The organism is Ferdinandcohnia jepli, assembly GCF_047246645.1.
GTDB lineage: Bacteria > Bacillota > Bacilli > Bacillales > Bacillaceae_L > Ferdinandcohnia.
The window spans coordinates 6,686-24,475 of sequence record NZ_JBFOKR010000033.1; the positions used below are offsets into that span (position 1 = coordinate 6,686).

The 17,790-nt window shown below is 37.4% G+C and carries 16 protein-coding genes and 1 riboswitch; of the genes, 1 reads left to right on the plus strand and 15 read right to left on the minus strand.

Annotated elements, in window-relative coordinates:
• Positions 1–530: 530 nt before the first annotated feature.
• The 7 genes from racE to AB3M96_RS22855 all read right to left on the minus strand — a co-directional run bounded on the left by racE (position 531) and on the right by AB3M96_RS22855 (position 6,780).
• Positions 531–1,325 carry a glutamate racemase gene (gene racE / locus AB3M96_RS22825; RefSeq protein WP_412969916.1) on the minus strand — a complete coding sequence of 265 codons (795 nt, stop codon included), beginning with the start codon at positions 1,323–1,325 and terminating at the stop codon, positions 531–533.
• A gap of 9 nt (positions 1,326–1,334) precedes the next feature.
• A complete protein-coding gene (locus AB3M96_RS22830) occupies positions 1,335–1,793 on the minus strand; it encodes a MarR family winged helix-turn-helix transcriptional regulator (RefSeq protein ID WP_412969917.1) in 459 nt (152 codons plus the stop codon).
• A gap of 337 nt (positions 1,794–2,130) precedes the next feature.
• Positions 2,131–2,355, minus strand: a complete 225-nt coding sequence (gerE, locus tag AB3M96_RS22835) for a spore germination transcription factor GerE (protein ID WP_412969918.1) — start codon at positions 2,353–2,355, stop codon at positions 2,131–2,133.
• A gap of 161 nt (positions 2,356–2,516) precedes the next feature.
• Entirely contained in the window at positions 2,517–2,987 is a 471-nt protein-coding gene (locus AB3M96_RS22840; RefSeq protein WP_412969919.1) for an acyl-CoA thioesterase, read from the minus strand.
• A 525-nt stretch (positions 2,988–3,512) separates the two neighbouring features.
• Positions 3,513–4,271, minus strand: a complete 759-nt coding sequence (sdhB, locus tag AB3M96_RS22845) for a succinate dehydrogenase iron-sulfur subunit (RefSeq protein ID WP_412969920.1) — start codon at positions 4,269–4,271, stop codon at positions 3,513–3,515.
• A 1-nt stretch (position 4,272) separates the two neighbouring features.
• Positions 4,273–6,033: a succinate dehydrogenase flavoprotein subunit gene (gene sdhA, locus AB3M96_RS22850; protein WP_412969921.1), complete on the minus strand. Its 1,761-nt coding sequence runs from the start codon at positions 6,031–6,033 to the stop codon at positions 4,273–4,275.
• A 138-nt stretch (positions 6,034–6,171) separates the two neighbouring features.
• Positions 6,172–6,780: a succinate dehydrogenase cytochrome b558 subunit gene (locus AB3M96_RS22855; protein WP_412969922.1), complete on the minus strand. Its 609-nt coding sequence runs from the start codon at positions 6,778–6,780 to the stop codon at positions 6,172–6,174.
• 469 nt (positions 6,781–7,249) lie between these two features.
• Between AB3M96_RS22855 and AB3M96_RS22860 the strand changes: the two genes are divergently transcribed.
• The gene (locus AB3M96_RS22860) at positions 7,250–7,708 is read left to right on the plus strand and encodes a YslB family protein (protein WP_412969923.1); all 459 of its coding nucleotides are present in this window, start codon (positions 7,250–7,252) and stop codon (positions 7,706–7,708) included.
• 155 nt (positions 7,709–7,863) lie between these two features.
• Here AB3M96_RS22860 and AB3M96_RS22865 read toward each other — a convergent pair whose 3' ends face one another.
• The 8 genes from AB3M96_RS22865 to AB3M96_RS22900 form a co-directional block, all read right to left on the minus strand.
• On the minus strand, positions 7,864–9,108 hold the full coding sequence (locus AB3M96_RS22865; protein ID WP_412969924.1) for an aspartate kinase: 1,245 nt from the start codon (positions 9,106–9,108) through the stop codon (positions 7,864–7,866).
• Positions 9,109–9,271: 163 nt separating this feature from the next.
• Positions 9,272–9,449, minus strand: a riboswitch (Lysine riboswitch).
• A gap of 66 nt (positions 9,450–9,515) precedes the next feature.
• A complete protein-coding gene (gene uvrC / locus AB3M96_RS22870) occupies positions 9,516–11,288 on the minus strand; it encodes an excinuclease ABC subunit UvrC (protein WP_412969925.1) in 1,773 nt (590 codons plus the stop codon).
• A gap of 316 nt (positions 11,289–11,604) precedes the next feature.
• On the minus strand, positions 11,605–11,919 hold the full coding sequence (trxA, locus tag AB3M96_RS22875) for a thioredoxin (protein WP_412969926.1): 315 nt from the start codon (positions 11,917–11,919) through the stop codon (positions 11,605–11,607).
• 207 nt (positions 11,920–12,126) lie between these two features.
• Entirely contained in the window at positions 12,127–13,104 is a 978-nt protein-coding gene (locus AB3M96_RS22880; protein ID WP_412969927.1) for an electron transfer flavoprotein subunit alpha/FixB family protein, read from the minus strand.
• 39 nt (positions 13,105–13,143) lie between these two features.
• A complete protein-coding gene (locus AB3M96_RS22885; protein ID WP_412969928.1) occupies positions 13,144–13,920 on the minus strand; it encodes an electron transfer flavoprotein subunit beta/FixA family protein in 777 nt (258 codons plus the stop codon).
• A gap of 100 nt (positions 13,921–14,020) precedes the next feature.
• Positions 14,021–14,794, minus strand: coding sequence for an enoyl-CoA hydratase (locus tag AB3M96_RS22890; protein WP_412969929.1), 774 nt, complete (start codon positions 14,792–14,794; stop codon positions 14,021–14,023).
• 47 nt (positions 14,795–14,841) lie between these two features.
• Complete coding sequence (gene fadR / locus AB3M96_RS22895; RefSeq protein WP_412969930.1) at positions 14,842–15,432, minus strand: fatty acid metabolism transcriptional regulator FadR; 591 nt, start codon at positions 15,430–15,432, stop codon at positions 14,842–14,844.
• A 177-nt stretch (positions 15,433–15,609) separates the two neighbouring features.
• A complete protein-coding gene (locus AB3M96_RS22900) occupies positions 15,610–17,301 on the minus strand; it encodes an AMP-binding protein (protein ID WP_412969931.1) in 1,692 nt (563 codons plus the stop codon).
• Positions 17,302–17,790 lie beyond the last annotated feature (489 nt).

Here is a 17,790-nt window from a genome sequence, read left to right on the forward strand (position 1 = left end):
TTTCTTCACTTTCTTACCCACTCATGCCTGTTTTCCTTTGTGAGTGGGTACATTTCTGCTTTTCCTTACCCACTCATGCCTGTTTTCCTTTGTGAGTGGGTATGTTTCTTCTCTTTCTTACCCACTCATGCTTGGTTTCCTTTGTGAGTGGGCATGTTTCTTCATTTTCTTACCCACTCATATTCGTTTTCCTGTTTGAGTGGGTACGTTTCTTTACTTTCTTACCCACTCATGCTTGTTTTCCTTTGTGAGTGGGTATGTTTCTTCATTTTCTTACCCACTCATGCCTGTTTTCCTTTGTTAGTGGGTACGTTTCTTCACTTTCTTACCCACTCATGCCTGTTTTCCTTTGTGAGTGGGTACATTTCTGCTTTTCCTTACCCACTCATTTTCGCTTTCCTGCTTGAATGGGTACGTTTCAACACTTTCTTACCCACTCATTAACGTTTTTCTTATTATAGAGATGAGAATCTGACCAACAATGTCCCCAATACAAAAAAAGCCCCCCACCAGGAGCTTTTTCACCAAACCTAAATCTTCACAGACCTTACATTTTCAACCGGCTCTTCGAACCAATTGGTGGCAATCTTCTGGAAGATGTCTTTTTCACCTGTGGTAAGGAACAGGTGGTCCTTTTTGCGGGCACCTTTGTTCAGCATGCCACTATAGTAAAGGACGGTACTAACTTCTCTAGCAGTTTCTGCACCCGAATCGATCAGTTTTATCCCGTCTCCTAGATATTGCTGAATTGTTGAACGGAGTAATGGGTAATGGGTGCATCCTAAGATTAAAGTGTCGAGTTCTTTCCCTTTTAGACCTTCTAAAGAGTCAGCGACAATTCCATCAGCTTCTTCACCATCGAATTTACCTGCTTCGACTAATGGAACAAAACGTGGACATGCGAGGCTTTCCACAGTAATTTGGTTGTTAATCGCTTTTAAAGCAATTTCGTAAGCGCCGCTCTCAATTGTATTTACTGTACCAATGACGCCCACATAGTTGTTCTTCGTTACTTTGAGGGCAGTGCGGGCACCAGGATAGACAACGCCAATAACCGGGATTGGTAACTGAGCCTGGATTTCATCGAGCACCAGTGCAGTTGCTGTGTTACATGCGATAACAAGCATTTTGATGTCAAAAGACAATAAATAGTTCGTCAGTTCCCATGTGAACTGACGAACTTCATCTTTTGGTCTTGGCCCATAGGGACAGCGTGCATTATCGCCTAAGTATATGATTTCTTCTTTTGGTAATTGCCTTATAATTTCACGAGCAACGGTTAAACCGCCCACTCCAGAGTCTATAATTCCAATTGGTCGTTTCAAACAATCGCCTCATTCTACTCGCATTTCTTGGTGTAATTTCTTAAGATTCTTTTCAAGTAGTACTACTTCATCGCCTGTGAAGTTCTCCATAATTTCGTGAAGGTAGTCTTGTCTTTTTTTAATTACTTCTTCAATGATACGTTCGCCTTCTTCAAGGAGGTGTATTCTAACAACACGACGATCTTTAGGGTCTTTTACTCTCATAACAAGGTTATTTTTCTCCATACGATCAACAAGGTCTGTTGTTGTACTGCACGCTAAGAACATTTTATTCGAAAGTTCCCCTATTGTCATGTCTCCATGTTCGAGTAGCCATTGGAGTGCTAAGAATTGTGGGGTTGTAATTGTAAAGTTACTTAGGATTTCTCTACCTTTTTGTTTGATAATACCTGAAATATAACGCAATGATTTTTCTATGTCTGCAACTACTTGGTGATCCTTTGTTTCATTACTCTCTTTAACAGTCATTACATCCTCTCCTAGTAAAAATATTTCGTTGATTTCTACAATGATTCTCTCTGTATCACAGTGTTTATTGTGTTTGATATTAGTACGAGTTACTGTTTCATGTTGTTTATATTAAGAAGTAATTGTGTTTGCTAACCCAGTTCATACCTTACCCATTTAAAAGCCAATATTTTAAGGATCTATATTACTCTTATTTTCTACTTTTTCCGTTTAAAATGCAAGTTCAAGTTGCTTACAGGAGTATTACAAAAAGTACTGAACTTCAAACTTCAGTAAAAACACCTTTAAAAATAAGTAACCGGCACGCTTACTTTCGTAAAGCATGCCGGTAAAATACTTAAAGTTCAAGTTCTCCCATACGAAGGAGCTCTACAACTGCCTGAGAACGCCCCTTTACTCCCAGCTTCTGCATCGCATTCGATATGTGATTACGAACCGTCTTTTCGCTAATGAATAGTTCACCCGCGATATCTTTCGTTGTTTTGTCTTGAACTAGTAACTCAAAAACTTCTCTCTCTCTTTTGGTTAGTAGTGGTTTTGGTTGAAACTCTTTCTCCTTCAAGTATTGTAACCCTCCTTGCTAAGGTTCGAGCTGAACTACTGGATGGGTATATATTTAGTCACAATATAGTATGAGAAGGAGAGTGTTGCCGTGACTGTTATGTTGAGGATATGTAGAGTTTTTAGCGTCTATTTTTTAGCGATGTGGAATATTCATCCCAATTAACTCATACAATGTATGTTAACTTTTGATTCTAAGGTTTGCTTCATATCGTCAGACCATGGCTCGCCTTTTCCGGTTAGTTTTGACATTTGAACAATCGTACTTCTACCTACAAAACAAATTGAACCTTTTTGTGTTTCCGCCATATAGTGAAGATCCATTGATGAATTTCCAAGCTGATTTATTTTTACATACAGCTTAAGTTGTTCACCAAAAAATACCTGTTTCAGATAGTCACATTGTTGATTGGCAACCACTGGTATTGTTATACTTGTTTCTTCAGTCCACTTCTGCATAAAGCCTAAATGATTAAAAAACTCAATTCTAGCTTCTTCAAAATATGCAAAGGGTACAGTGTTATTTAAGTGTCCAAACATATCTGTTTCGGAAAAACGAACCTTTATTGGGTGGTAAAACTCGAAGGAATCCTTCCATGCATTTATATCGGTGATGTACGTTATATGCTTCATTCCAATAGCCCCTTACATAAGATTATTCAACTGATAATAAAGTGGTTCCTATTATTCTATAGAAATCGTGGTCTCTAACATAACGAAAAAACACTCCTCCATAAAGTATGAAGGAGTGTTTTACTGTTTTTCTATGATAAGTAAGTATAAAAGCTTCTACCTATTATCAGTGTCTAGCTCCAGCGCCTAGCCCCTCGAGGTCGCTTCACCCCTCCTGCGGCGGCGACACTAAGGAATGCTTCGTGAGGATAAACCTCGCAGGAAAAAAGCTTTGCTTTTTTTCGAGCCTCCTCGTCAGGGTTTCGACGCACAGGACGTGCTAGTGCCGACGTTGCCACAGGACGTGGCGATTTTAGTCGGCCAGCGCTTGTCGGACTTGCACAGGACAAGGAAGGCTACGGAAGCATAGACATCGCACGAAGAAAATGCATAGCATTTTCGAGGATGTGCTGACATCGACGTTCGCCACAGGACGTGGCGGCTTTTTAGTCGATGTTCCTTTTTCCATGGCGCTTGCGCTTTTATTTATACTTGGTCACTACCAAAGAAGTTTCTAAAAGCTTGGATAGTAGTGTCCCTGTTTAATGCTGCAATTGACGTTGTAAGTGGGATACCCTTAGGACAAGACTGCACGCAGTTTTGTGAGTTACCACAATTTGCAAGGCCACCGTCGCCCATAATTGCTTCTAAACGTTCAGATTTATTCATTTCACCAGTTGGGTGAGCATTGAATAAACGAACTTGTGATAATGGAGCAGGTCCAATGAAGTCAGATTTGCTGTTTACATTTGGACAAGCTTCTAAGCAAACACCACATGTCATACATTTTGATAATTCATATGCCCATTGGCGTTTCTTTTCAGGCATACGTGGTCCAGGACCAAGATCGTAAGTTCCATCAATTGGAATCCATGCTTTTACCTTTTTCAAGGAATCAAACATTCTCTTACGGTCTACTTGAAGGTCACGTACTACCGGGAAAGTTCTCATTGGTTCAAGCTTGATTGGTTGTTCAAGTTGGTCAATTAACGCAGAGCATGATTGACGAGGCTTTCCGTTAATAATCATTGAACAAGCGCCACAAACTTCTTCTAAACAGTTCATGTCCCATGAAATTGGAGCTACTGTATTACCATTAATATCAACCGGGTTACGACGGAATTCCATTAAAGCTGAAATTACGTTCATATTCGGACGATAAGGAACCTTGAATTTTAAAACATATGGTTCAGAATCGGGAGTTTCTTGACGAGTTACATGAAATTCTACTAATTTTTCACTCATCTTAGTTTGCCTCCTTTTTCTTTGTATAGTCACGCTTACGCGGAGTGATTAATGATGTATCAACTTCTTCATAATGGAAAGCTGGAGCAGTATTTTTGCCTGTGAACTTTGCCATTGTTGTTTTTAAGAAGTCCTCATCATTACGATCCGGGAATTCTGGCTTATAATGTGCACCACGGCTCTCATTTCGGTTATAGGCACCAATCGTAATTACACGTGCAAGCTGTAACATGTTTTGTAATTGACGAGTAAATGTTGCACCTTGGTTACTCCATTTAGCTGTATCGTTAATGTTAATATTTTGATAACGTTCAAGAAGTTCTTGAATTTTCTCATCAGTTTTTAACAGCTTGTCATTGTATCGTACAACGGTAACGTTATCTGTCATCCATTCTCCAAGTTCTTTATGAAGGACGTATGCATTTTCAGTACCGTCTAATGACATAACATTATCCCATTTTTCTTGTTCTTGTTTTACAGCCTGATCAAAAATAGAAGAAGAAAGTGAATCTGTTCCTTTTGCAAGACCACTCACATACTTAACTGCATTTGGACCAGCAACCATACCGCCATAAATAGCTGATAATAATGAGTTAGCACCTAAACGGTTTGCACCATGTTGAGAGTAATCACACTCACCGGCAGCAAATAATCCAGGGATATTTGTCATTTGGTCATCATCAACCCATAATCCACCCATTGAATAGTGAACTGCAGGGAAGATTTTCATTGGAACTTTACGTGGGTCATCACCCATGAATTTTTCATAAATCTCAATGATTCCACCAAGCTTGATATCAAGCTCTTTTGGATCTTTATGAGAAAGATCAAGGTATACCATGTTTTCGCCGTTAATACCAAGTTTCATATCAACACATACACTAAAGATTTCACGTGTTGCTATATCACGAGGAACTAGGTTACCGTATGCAGGGTATTTTTCCTCTAGGAAGTACCATGGCTTACCATCTTTATAAGTCCATACACGTCCACCTTCACCACGAGCAGATTCACTCATCAAACGGAGTTTATCGTCTCCAGGAATTGCAGTTGGGTGGATTTGAATGAACTCACCATTTGCATAATATGCACCTTGTTGGTACACGATAGAAGCAGCTGAACCTGTATTGATAATGGAGTTTGTAGTCTTACCAAAGATAATACCAGGGCCACCAGATGCCATGATAACAGCATCAGCTGGGAAAGATTTAATCTCCATAGTATAAAGATCTTGCGCAACTACGCCACGACAGATTCCTTCGTCATCTTGGATAATTCCTAGGAATTCCCAACCTTCGTATTTCGTAACAAGACCAGATACCTCATGACGACGAACTTGTTCATCTAATGCATAAAGCAATTGTTGACCAGTTGTTGCACCAGCAAATGCTGTACGGTGATGCTGAGTACCACCGAAACGACGGAAGTCAAGTAATCCTTCAGGAGTACGATTGAACATAACGCCCATACGGTCCATTAAGTGAATGATTCCGGGTGCGGCCTCACACATTGCCTTAACAGGCTTTTGATTCGCTAAGAAATCTCCGCCATATACTGTATCATCAAAATGGATCAAAGGAGAATCTCCTTCACCCTTTGTATTTACTGCGCCATTTATCCCACCTTGAGCACATACAGAGTGAGATCGTTTTACAGGTACAAGTGAAAATAGATCAACCTGTGTTCCTTCTTCAGCAGCTTTGATGGTAGCCATTAGTCCTGCAAGTCCACCACCGACTACAATAATTTTTCCCTTACTCAAAGTAACTCACTCCCTAATCAAGAGATCGCCCAAAATTACTAATCTTTTAAAATTGAACGGTCATATTTTTTCAGTTACATATAATTTGAATCATTAATTAACCTAATTGTATTCTTTTAACATTTTAAAATAATATTTTTAAACGAAAGCTAAGATTGCACGTACTCCAATGATGGATACGACTACAAAAATACCCATAGTTACATAAGTTAAAATTTGTTGTGAACGTGGAGTTATTGTTAGACCCCAGCTTACACAGAAAGACCATAATCCATTAGCAAAATGGAAAATTGCTGAAATTACACCTACTAAATAGAAAATTAGCATTACTGGTGAAGCTAAGATGTTCTCCATCATTTGAAAGTTAACTTCTGCACCAAATGCAGCAGCGATACGCGTTTCCCATACATGCCATGTGATAAAAATTAATGTAAAAATACCTGTTACACGTTGTAATAGGAACATCCAATTACGGAAATGTTTGTGATTGCTTACATTGTTTTTTGCAGTGAAAGCAATATAAAGCCCATAAATGGCATGAAACAATAATGGTAGAAAAATAACAAAAATTTCTAAAAAATAACGAAACGGAAGCATTTCCATAAAATGAGCTGCATTATTAAATGCCTCTTCTCCCCTAGTCGCAAAACTATTTACTACTAAGTGTTGAATTAAAAATACTGAAATTGGAATTACACCTAATAGCGAATGCAGTCTGCGATTTAAAAATTCACGATTACCTGCCATGCTTTACCCCCCTTAGTAATAAGCCGTACCTTAAAGGCACTTTTGTGTCTCCTTCATCCCCGTAAATATGTAGAAGGACAATATAATAGACTGATAAAGAATACTCTGCGAGCCTAGCCTATAAAGCGACAGCAAAGCCGTAGTTACACTTAAGCGCTTAGAAAGGAATAATGTGTACTTCCTAAGCAAAATGAAAACCTTTGCAGAAACATACAGAATGTTACCTTTTATCGAAAATTCATTCTAGTTTCCTTTATCAGTATAATGTAACAAGTTCATTTTACTCCCATAAAGTAAGAGCGTCAAGGAATCAAGTACACAAAATGTTCAATAAAAAAATAATATTTTGTCTTGCATTGCAACCAGTTCCACACTTTTTCGTCCGTTTCCATTTGACAAAAAGAAACAAAATATTACATGTGTTTCTTTGCCAGTGATGTTATATAATAAGAAATGGAGAAAGAGGGGAATGGGCGTGAAGAATGTAAACATCAACGAAAAACAAATAAATAACGAACAGACCGTTTCTGTATTTGGTTATGAACTTATTCGGGAAATTTTACTTCCTGACTTACTTGGTAAAGAAACACCACAACTCCTCTATTGGGGAGGTAAAAACCTTGCAAGAAAGTTCCCCTTACCAACGATTGAAGAAATTATTTTATTTTTCCAAGATGCCGGTTGGGGAGAGTTAACTGTTGAACGTTCCGACAAACACTCAATGGAGTTTCATTTATCGGGCGATATGATTTCAACTCGATTTAAACACAAGGATATATGTACATTTCAGCTTGAGTCCGGATTCATAGCTCAACAAATCCAGCAACAGCGTAATCAGTTAACGGAAAGCTTTGAACAACAGAAAAAAAGAGCACAAAAAGTAATCTTTACTGTTAAATGGGATCGAAAAGATCTTACTGAAGAGTAACCCTACATCACAAAAATGTAGGGCTTTTTTTATGTACTACCGTCATTCTCGCCACTGGAGATTACTTTACAAAGAGTTCTTCAAAGCACTTACCGAACGTTTCCCCAAGAGAAATCCAGTTCCCGATAAACAGGAAACTGGACTTTCTTTCTTACTTATACTTGAACCTTTGCTTTCTCTTCTTCAACGGCAGACAGGTTAAATGCCTCATGAAGAGCTTCTACAGCTTTTACCATATTGTCTTGTTCCACAACAGTTGATACTTTAATTTCAGATGTGCTTACCATTTTCACTTGAATGTTTTCAGAAGCCAACACTTGGAACATGTCTGCTGCTACACCAGGATTTGAAACCATACCAGAACCGACAATCGATACCTTTGCTAACCCTGACTCATGTTGGATTTCTTCAAAAGGTAATACATTCTTATTGTTTTCCAAAACTTGAATTACATCATTTAAATCCGGTGTTTTTACAGAAAACGATATATTTGTGTGGTTATCATCAGTCGTACTTTGAATAATGATATCTACGTTAACCCCGTTTTTAGCAAGAGTTCCGAAAATAGTAGATAGCGTGTGTAGTTCATTCGGAAGTCCGCACACTGTCACTCTTGTTACTTGGTCTTCAAAAGCTATTCCTCTAACAATCAAATTCTTTTCCACCGAAACTTCCTCCTCAATTATGGTCCCATTTTCTAGTTCAATGCTTGAACGAACTTCAAGCGGCATCTCAAAGTTTTTTGCAAATTCTACTGCACGTGGGTGAAGAACGCCTGCACCCAAGTTTGCAAGTTCAAGCATTTCATCATAGGAAATCGCCTTAAGCTTTCGAGCAGTTTGAACATAACGAGGGTCAGTTGTGAAGACACCTGTTACATCTGTATAAATATCACATTTTTCAGCTTTAAGTGCTGCTGCAAGCGCTACAGCAGTAGTATCTGAACCACCACGGCCTAATGTAGTTATATCCCCCGAACTACTAATTCCTTGAAAACCCGCAACTACTACAATTTTACCTTCACTTAAGCATTTACTTACTTTTGACACTTCTATTTTTTCAATACGGGCATTGCTATGTACAGCTTCTGTTTCAATACCTGCTTGCCAGCCTGTAAAAGATACTGATTCATAACCTCTCGCCTGTAGCGCCATGGATAAAAGGGCTATCGACACCTGTTCACCAGTAGACAATAACATATCCATTTCCCGTTTACTTGGTGTGCTTGTAATTTCTGCTGCTAAGGTTACTAAATGGTCAGTCGTCTTCCCCATTGCGGATACGACAACTACTACCTGGTTTCCAGCATCAACCTCTTGTATAACCCTGCTTGCAACATTCATAATTCTTTCTGATGAACCAACAGAGGTTCCCCCAAATTTTTGGACAATGATCCCCATTTCTCAACCTTCTCCCTAAATAGTAATAACAGTAAGCTTGGTATCTCATTGGGCGACAGCAGTTTGCAGTAAATTTAAAGAAGTTTTACTTTTTTAAAATAAAAAAACAGCAATGAGAGAAAGCTCTCATTGCTGTGATATACGTACAAAATAACGTGTCACATTGTGAGATAGCTCTCCAAGATTAAACATCTTGACAATCCTATATCTCTTAAACATAGGACCAGCAAAAAAAGATATGAGTCTTTTTTCACTTCGGCGATCTCTCCTTTCTGTAATAGTCTTCAGGGCTCATACCCCTCGTATTACATACTCTTAAAGCTCGCACCTCTATCATCACTTCAACGTAATGAAGTGGAATATTATATTAGTATGAATTATAACAGGACATTTTTGAAATGGCAATGCTATTCTTGTAACTTTTGAAAAATTGCTTCAGCAGTCGGACGAGGGATATTTGCTTGTTGAATGTCTTCAATGCTTGCTTCCTTCATCTTTTTTATAGAACCAAAATGCTTTAATAGTGCCTTTTTGCGTTTTTCACCAACACCGGGAATATCATCAAGTACAGACTGAAATGCATTTTTTCCTCGCACCTGACGATGGAAGGTAATTGCAAATCTATGAACCTCATCCTGTATCCGTTGAAGCAAATAAAATTCCTGACTATTTCTTGGTAATTCAACAATGGCCGGTGGCTCACCAATTAATAATTCTGAGGTTCGGTGTTTTTCATCTTTTGCGAGGCCTGCAAGTGGGATATCCAGACCTAGTTCATTTTCTAATATATCTCTTACTGCAGCCAAATGCCCCTTTCCACCATCGATAATGATTAAGTCTGGTAATGCCAGGTTCTCTTTGAGTGCACGACCGTATCTTCTACGGACAACCTCTCTCATCGATTCATAATCATCAGGACCTTGAACTGATTTAATTTTATACTTTCGGTATTCCTTTTTATCTGGTTTACCGTCTGTAAAAACAACCATTGCAGAGACAGGATCTGTTCCTTGAATATTTGAGTTATCAAAGGCTTCAATTCGGTGTGGCGTATATATCCCTAATTTTCCACCCAGGTTTTCAATTGCCTTAATTGTACGCTCTTCGTCCCGTTCAATAAGCTGGAACTTCTCATTTAAGGCTATTTTAGCATTTTTATTTGCAAGCTCAATTAGTTCCTTTTTCTTACCTCTACTTGGTTGAACCACTGTTACTTCTAACAATTGTTCTACGATTTCTTTGTCTATTGAACTAGGTAGTAAAACTTCCTTTGGCTTAAAATGACTGTTCTTCAAATAAAACTGGCCTAGATAAGTAAGGAAATCCTCTTCCGGTTCATTATAAAATGGAAAAAGAGATACGTCTCTTTCAATTAACTTACCTTGGCGAATAAAGAATACCTGTACACACATCCAGCCTTTATCATATGAATATCCAAATACATCACGATCAACAAAGTCTGTCATCGTCATCTTTTGTTTTTCCATTGTTGTTTCAATATGTGCAATTTGGTCTCTATATTCTTTCGCTCTTTCAAAGTCTAAATCTTCGGATGCCTTCAACATCTTTTCACTTAGTTCTGATTTTATTTCTTTATACCCACCATTTAAAAAACGAATGATATCGTCAACCATTTTCTTATTTGTTTCATCTGATACTTCATTAACACATGGCGCCAAACATTGCCCAATATGATAATACAGACAAACCTTATCTGGTAAAGTTGAACATTTTCTCAGAGGGTAAATTCGATCTAGTAATTTTTTAGTTTCGTTAGCAGCCTGAACATTTGGATAAGGTCCAAAATACTTACCCTTGTCCTTTTTAACATTACGGGTAATAATCAACCGCGGATGTTTTTCTGCTGTAACCTTAATAAAAGGATAACTCTTGTCGTCCTTAAGCATCACATTATACTTAGGATCGTATTTCTTAATAAGGTTAATTTCAAGAAGCAATGCTTCAATATTTGAAGAGGTAACAATATATTCAAAGTCAACAATCTCGTTTACAAGTCGCAGTGTTTTACCATCATGTGAACCTGTAAAATAAGAACGGACTCGGTTTTTTAGTATCTTAGCTTTACCTACATAGATAACTGTTCCTTGACGGTCTTTCATTAGGTAACAGCCAGGCTGATCCGGTAGAATCGCTAATTTTTCTTTGAGGTGATCATGCATACTAACCACTCCATCTATAGTAAGGGTACTTTTTCTTAAAAAATTTATGGTAATTAAAGAACGTATATCTGGTGATTTCTGTTCCTGGCACTCGCTTTCCGCAGGAGTACGTGCTATGTGTTGAAATCACCTTTAGTTATTATCATAACTTCTGAAGTAATAATTTTTTATAGGAAGATAAATATCTAACCGTACCCTATATTGTAACATGATTACTTAATTAAGGAACCTGTAAAAAAAGGCAATTAGGGGCTTTCGGAAGAGAATCGGGAGAAAAAGAAAACAGCCTAGAATTCTCTAGACTGTTTTGTGTTTATTAATAGTGATTTGCTAGTCTGTCAGCAAGTGCTTCTTTTGGTTGATATCCAACCACTTTATCAACAACTTCACCGTTTTTAAATACAAGTAAAGTTGGGATGCTCATAACACCATATTTTGCAGCTGTTTCTTGGTTATCATCAACATCTAATTTAACGATTTTAACTTTATCGCCAATTTCTGAATCTAACTCTTCAAGTACTGGAGCAATCATTTTACAAGGTCCACACCAAGGTGCCCAAAAATCTGCTAGTACTAATCCTTCGCTAGTTTCTGTGTTAAAAGTTTGGTCTGTAACATTTGTTATAGCCATTTTAAAACGCCTCCTATTTATAACAACTTTGAATTCTAAGAAAAGTATATCATCTCGTTATTTAATTTACGAATGTTTTGCTTCATTCGTCATCTTTCCCATTTTTAAATATTGATATGTATGTGGGAAGTTTTGTTTCTGCAACAGTAACTTTGCCTGAAAACTGTTGACACAAGTAAAGCGAGCATTATGCTCGCTTTAGAAATATTATGCGTTAACTTTCAGCTTTTTAAACTCTTCTGTTAACATTGGTACCACTTCAAATAAATCACCAACGATACCATAATCAGCTACTTTAAAAATGTTTGCTTCTGGATCCTTATTAATTGCAACGATTACTTTGGAGTTAGACATACCAGCTAAGTGTTGAATAGCTCCAGAAATACCACATGCAATGTACAAGTCAGGTGTTACAACCTTACCAGTTTGGCCGATTTGAAGTGAATAATCGCAATAATCTGCGTCACATGCACCACGTGAAGCCCCAATTGCGCCTCCAAGAACATTCGCAAGTTCTTTTAATGGTTCAAAACCATCTGCACTCTTAACTCCACGTCCACCTGCGATAACAACTTTAGCCTCAGATAAGTCAACGCCTTCAGTTGCTTTACGAACAACTTCCTTAACGATTGTTCGTAAATCTTTAATCTCAACTGATACAGAAGAAACATCACCTGTACGAGCTTCATCCTTTGCAAGTGGAGCAATATTATTTGGTCGTACAGTAGCAAAGATTAGACCATCTGTTACAATCTTCTTTTCAAATGCTTTACCAGAGTAAATTGGACGAGTAAATACAATATTTCCACCTGCGGATTCAATTGTAGTCACGTCTGAAATAAGACCGGAGTTTAATTTACCTGCAATTTTAGGAGACAAATCTTTACCTAATGCAGTATGACCAAATACAAGTCCTTCTGGTGACTCTGCATCAATAACAGCTAATAATGCTTGAGAATAACCATCTGGTGTATATGATGCTAATTTTGAATCTTCAACAGTAACTACGCGATCTGCGCCATATTTTACTAATTCATTAGCTAATGAACTAACTGATTCACCTACTAATACTGCTACTACTTCGCCACCTTCTGCAATTGTTTTTCCAGCAGCGATAGCTTCAAATGATACGTTACGTAACGCATTATCACGAACTTCTCCTAGTACTAACACTTTTCTTGACATTATGCTTAACCCCCCAGATTAGTTGAGTAATTTACTAAATCAAACTACCTTTGCTTCCGTATGCAATAGTGAAACAAGTTCTTTTACTTGATCCGCTAAATCTCCTTCTAAGACCTTACCAGCTTCCTTCTTAGGTGGAAGATAGATTTCAATTGTTTTTGTTTTTGCTTCAACATCGTCTTCTTCTAAATCAAGATCATCTAATTCAAGCTCTTCTAAAGGCTTTTTCTTAGCTTTCATGATTCCTGGTAATGATGGGTAACGCGGCTCATTTAAGCCTTGTTGACATGTAACAAGTAATGGAAGTGAAGTCTCGATTACTTCGGAGTCACCTTCAACGTCACGTACTACAGTTACGTTAGTACCATCTATATCAAGCTTTGTAATAGTTGTTACATATGGAATATTAAGTAATTCCGCTACACGTGGTCCAACTTGCCCTGAACCGCCGTCAATCGCAACATTACCACCTAAAATTAAATCTACTTCTTTATCCTTTAAGTACTCAGCTAAGATTTTAGCCGTACTAAACTGATCTCCATTTTCAAGATCATCTTCTGTATTAATTAGCACTGCTTTGTCTGCTCCCATTGCTAAGGCAGTTCTAAGCTCTTTTTCAGCTTCATCTGTACCAGCAACAGTTACTACAGTTACTTCTCCACCATTCGCATCACGCAGTTGAATAGCTTCTTCAACGGCATATTCATCATAAGGGTTAATAATAAATTCAGCACCATCTTCACTGATTTGACCATTGTTTACAACGATTTTTTCTTCTGTGTCAAATGTTCTTTTTAAAATAACAAAGATGTTCATGGATTCCCCTCCTAGGTTTCATACATTGTAAAAGATTTTTTAGTATTTATAATACTAACTTTCTAGTAAATTAATAGTATAGAAAATTAGTTTTATATCATTATTTTCCTTTAAAGCTAGGTGGTCGTTTTTCTATGAAGGCACTAATTCCTTCTTGACCGTCCTCAGATGTGAATACTTCTCCAAATAAAATAGCTTCACGATCAACAGTCGCTACATATTGTTCTGTTTTTGTGGAATTCAGTAGCTCAATTGTTGCTTTAATAGAAATCGGACTTTTTCGAGCGATTTTCTTAGCGATTTTATAAGTTTCCTCAAGTAGTGTTTCTTCTGGGAATGCTTGATTTGCTAGTCCATACTGGACAGCTTCAACACCTGATATTGGGTCACTAGTCCATAGCATTTGTGCTGCTCTTGCCACTCCTACATATCTTGGCAATCGGGCTGTTCCTGCAAAACCAGGGATAAGTCCTAATTGTAACTCGGGTAAACCTAACTTTGCATTTTCACTTACTAATCTGAAGTGGCACCCCATGGCTAGCTCTAAACCACCACCTAAGGCAGCTCCATGGATACTTGCAATAATCGGTTTCGGAAAACGCTCCATTCTTTCGAATAAGTTTTGGCCATACCTTGCAAGGTTAGAGAACTCTGCACCTGTTGGTACTGTTGTGAATTCTTTAATGTCGGCACCTGCTGAGAAAAATCTACCCTCGCCATGAATAATGATAACTCTTACCTCTTCATTTACTTCAAGTTCATCTAGGACGCCTGAAAGCTCTTTCAAAACCGCAGATGATAAGGCGTTTGCAGGAGGACGATTAAATGTGAGTGTTGCTATATTATCGTCTACTTTTATCTTAAAAAATTCCATCTACTTACCTCCCGAAATAATATGTATACACCTCTAAACTGAAAAATTTAGAGGTGTGATGCACCGCAGCCTTTTATTAAAAGACGATGGACTGGTTTTGCTAAAGCTGCTAGCTCATACTTCTGATCATTCATTACCCAAGTGGTTACAGTTTCATCAATCGAACCAAAAATCATATGTCTTGATAAACGAATATCTAAGTCTGAACGGAATTCTCCAGTTTCTTTGCCGAAATGGATAATTGAATCAACCATTCTCAAATATCCCTTCAATACCTCATTTATACGAAGACGTAATTCTTTATTGGATTGTCTCAATTCAAGCTGAGTTACAATAGCTAAGTCATGATTATCAGCTAAAAGCTCAAAATGTGTTTCCACTAATGTTAATAACTTCTCTGCCGCGCTTGTTTTTCCTGCTATTTCAGCTTCAATTTTTTCAATAAATTGACCCATCTTTTCTTGGAACAGCGATACAAGTATATCTTCCTTATTTTTAAAATAAAGATAGATGGTACCGTCAGCAACGCCTGCTTGTTTTGCAATCTTTGAAACCTGGGCTTGATGATATCCATTTTGTGCAATAACAATTACAGCTGCATCAATAATTTGCATATATTTTGGTTTAGTGTTTTTCAAGTACCCTACTTCCTTTCAGAAAATGAATGAATAGTCATTCATATTTCAATAATAAGTGTTTTACTTGCAACTGTCAAGATTATCTTCCACCATAAATATAAGAGCCACAGGCTCACATCATGGCTCTTCACAAATGCACAAAACATATGTTTATTGATTGAGCAGATTGCAGCTTTATTAATTTATTTTACTTAGTTTTTCTTTTTCTTCTTCAACTAATACACGACGTAGAACTTTACCAACAATTGTTTTTGGAAGCTCTGTTTTAAACTCATACACTCTAGGGACTTTATAAGCTGCCAGGTGTTTTCTGCAATGTTTATCAAGTTCCTCTTCTGTGCATTGTTGACCTTCCTTTAGAACCACATATGCCTTTACTGTTTCTCCACGATATGGATCTGGTATACCAGCAACTACAGCTTCTTGAACCTTTTCGTGTTCAAAAAGTATTTCTTCAACCTCTCTAGGATAAATGTTGAAACCACCGGCAATAATCATATCCTTTTTACGGTCAACAACATAAAAATAGCCTTTTTCATCCATGTAACCAAGGTCACCAGTAAGTAACCAACCATCGCGAAGGGTAGCTTCTGTTTCTTCAGGCTTATTCCAATAGCCTTTCATAACCTGTGGACCTCTTACTGCAATTTCTCCAATTTCACCATCAGGTAGCGGTTCTCCTGTTTCCATTGATAAAACAACAGCATCTGTATCTGGCCACGGCATTCCAATACTACCGTTCACTCTATTGCCCCAAAGTAAATTAGCATGTGTTACAGGGGAAGCTTCTGATAATCCATATCCCTCAACAAGTTTTCCACCAGTAATTTTCTCAAACTGTTCTTGAACTTCTAGAGGTAGAGCAGCTGAACCACTAATGCAAGAATCGATAGATGATAAATCATATTTTTTAAGATCAGGATGATTTAATAATCCAATATACATGGTTGGTGCACCTGGAAAAAGAGTTGGCTTTAATTTATGGATTGTTTTTAATGTATCTCCAGCATCAAACTTAGGCATTAAAATCATTTTTGCTGCCATCATGATTGATAGATTCATCACTGTTGTCATTCCATACACATGAAAAAATGGAAGGATTGCTAATACTGACTCTTCGCCTTTTTTGCATTTATACATCCATTTCGAACACATCAATGTGTTTGCAACTAAGTTTGCATGTGTTAGCATGACTCCCTTAGGAAATCCAGTAGTTCCACCAGTATATTGCAATAACGCCAAGTCTTCTTGTGGATCAATTTCCAGTTCTAGCTCTTTTGTTGTTGAGGTTTTGATAATCTCAGATAATAAATGGTTTGATCCTTCATGTTCAACCTTAACAACAATTCCATACTGTTTCTTTTGAATAAAAGGATAAATTAAATTCTTAGGAAACGGTAGGTAATCCTTAATCTCAGTTATAATAATCTGCTCAAGAGTTGGTGTTAACGCTTTCACTTTTGACACACGCGGAAAAAGTATATCCAATGTAAGAATCATTTTTGAACCGGAATCTTTTAAATGATACTCAAGCTCTCTCTCCGTGTAGAGAGGATTTGTTTGTACGACAATTCCACCCGCAAATAAAATGCCATAATAAGCAATAACTCCTTGCGGACAGTTCGGAAGCATGATTGCTACACGATCGCCTTTTTCTAATCCCTGTTTTACTATATAGTTTGCGAGTTTTAAAGATTGCTCATACACTTCTGAAAAAGTAAGTTCCTTTCCCTGAAAATGAATAGCAATCTTTTGAGGAAATTCTTGAGCTGTCTTTTTTAAGTAAGTTTGAATGGGGATGTTGTCATATTCTATGTGGTGTGGGATTTCCTCAGGATAATTGTCTAACCATGGTTTAGCTAACTCCATAATGTACCCTCCTTTTATTTTTTATTTTTCGGTTGTTAAGCTTCGCTAATTGAATCCGTTTTCTTTAGTTCGATGACCAAAATGACCATTTGTAAAAAGTCCTAAATAGGTCTAACGAGCTATATTAGACGGAAAAAAATCAACAAAGCAATTAAAAAATCAGTTTGAATTTTCAAACCATTTATACTCATTATAGTATAATGAATATTCCGTGACAATTATATTAATTAAAGTATTAATCAATGCTTTTTTCACTTGAAAATACAACTAAAGACGTGTATGGGGTTTTTTAGAAATATACAAACTGTAATTTAACTTTGTTACTATTACAGGGTTAGTTTAAGCTAAATAAAGATTTTACCGAGTGATTGGAGCGTATGGCACGAGACTCCTGCGGGAAAAGCGTGACCAGGTGAGACCCCGCAGGAGCTTGCGACGAGGAGCATTCCTGTAATAATGTAATTTGGTTAAATATCGAAGTTTTTAAGA